Genomic DNA, 2,062 nt, shown 5'->3' with positions numbered 1-2,062 from the left:
GCACCGCCTCCGAGTCGACGAGATGGTGTTGCAGGTCGACTTCGGCTACATCGACGTCGCCAATCTGAACACCGAGCTTCAGCAGCGCTACGCCGCGTACCGCAACGCGGTCGACGTCATGGCGTCGATGCACGGCACCACACTCGGGGGCGGGATCGGAACCCAGGACGTGGCCGCGGGACAGTCGCAGCGGCGGGACTGGATGGTGAAAATCCCAGCTCCGAGACTCGGCCACAACCTGTGAAAACACCATGTGACCGGTCGACACCTCCGGCGGACGATGCTGAGGATGGGTCGCGTCCGGCCGCGCCGGCTGCGCACACCCTGGTGGGCCTGCTGCGGCGGCAGGCCGAGCGCTACGGCGACAAGGTCGCGTTCCGCTTCGCACCGGACGGTGCCGAAGAACACGACCGGCTGACCTACCGCGAACTCGACTCGCGGGCGCGCGCGGTCGCAGCCGCGCTGCAACGGCAGGGCGCGTCCGGCCGGCGCGTGCTGCTCGTCTGCCGTCCGGGCCTGGACAACGTCGTCGGCTTCTTCGGCTGCGTCTACGCCGGCGCGGTCGCCGTGCCGGTGCACGGACGGCTGCCCCGCCTGTCGATGGTGGTTCCCGACGCGCAGGCCGACTTCGTCGTCGCCGCAGCCGATACCCGGGCCAAAGTCGGCACCGCGGTCGACGAGCTGGCCGGCCGGGCCCTGCAGTGGTGCGACACCGACCCAGCCGAGGCGCAGGCCGACGCCTGGGTCGCGCCCGACATCGACGCCGACTCCCCGGCGCTGGTGCAGTACACCTCCGGGTCGACCAAGGCGCCGAAGGGCACCGTGGTCACCCACGGCAACCTGCTGCACAACCTGGAGGCGATCCGGCAGGCGTGGGGCGGTGACGACCGCGATATCGCGCTGTTCTGGCTGCCACAGCACCACGACATGGGTCTGATCGGAGGGATCCTCAACCCGGTGCACATCGGCTGCACCACCGTGCTGATGTCGCCGACCGCGTTCATCACCCGCCCGATGCGCTGGCTGCAGGCGCTGTCCCGGTATCGCGCCACCTACACCGTCGCGCCGAACTTCGCCTACGACAAGTGCGTCGCGGACACCACCGCCAAGCAGCGCGCCAGCCTCGACCTGTCCAACCTGGCCACGGCCATGAACGGCGCTGAGCCGGTGCGTCCGGCGACCCTTCAGCGGTTCAGCCGGGCCTTCGGCAAGGCCGGTTTCTCGGCGGCCGCGTTCATGCCGGTGTACGGGCTGGCCGAGGCCACCCTGCTGGTCTCCGGCGGGTCCGACGCGCCGGCACCCGTGGTGCTGCACCTGGACCGGGCCGCGCTCGGCGAGGACCGGGTCGTCGAGACCACGCCGAAGGATCAGCGCGGTGTCGGGTTCGTCGGCTGCGGCCGGGTCCGTGGCCGCCAGCGGGTCGCCGTCGTCGACCCGGAGACCCACCGCGAGTGCGGACCGGACGAGGTCGGCGAGATCTGGGTCGCCGGGCCCAGCGTCGCCCAGGGCTACCTCGGGCGGCCCAAGGAGACCGAGCAGGCGTTCTCGGCGATGCTGGCCGAGACCGGGGAGGGCCCGTTCCTGCGCACCGGGGACCTGGGGTTCCTGCGCGACGGCGAACTGTTCATCACCGGGCGGTGCAAGGACCTGATCGTCATCCGCGGCAGCAAGTACTACCCCAACGACATCGAGATCACCGTGCAAGACGCCCATCCGGCGCTGCTCGCCGGCCGGGGCGCGGCGTTCTCCGCCGAGTTCGGTGGCACCGAACAGCTTGTCGTGGTGCAGGAGCTGGACCGCGACCGGGCCGGCGTCGCCGACCTGCCCGGCGTTCTCGACATCGTGCGCGACGCGGTCTGCGAACGCCACGGCGTCGAACCACACGCCGTGCTGTTGGTCGAGACGATGACCATCCCCACCACGTCCAGCGGCAAGATCCAGCGGCAGGCCTGCCGGCAGCAGGCCCTCGACGGCGAGTTGGAGCCGGTGGCCGAGTGGCGGGCGCCGGCGCCGCCGGATGACGCCGGCGCCCCGGCGCCGCCCACCGCCGAACAGCGGGCAG

Annotated in this window: 2 protein-coding genes; both read left to right on the top strand. The window is 71.7% G+C overall.

The window, feature by feature from the left end:
* Positions 1 to 244 (top strand): hypothetical protein (locus tag AC2VNT_RS15090; protein WP_486947628.1); only part of this gene is annotated, 244 nt, incomplete at its 5' end.
* An 83-nt stretch (positions 245 to 327) separates the two neighbouring features.
* On the top strand, positions 328 to 2,062 hold a 1,735-nt coding region (locus tag AC2VNT_RS15085; RefSeq protein ID WP_486947627.1), incomplete at its 3' end, for a fatty acyl-AMP ligase.

It is taken from the genome of Mycobacterium sp. TH-M15 (genome assembly GCF_057473705.1).
The sequence above is the reverse complement of the archived record's forward strand: the minus strand, read 5'-3'. Positions and strand labels throughout refer to the sequence as shown.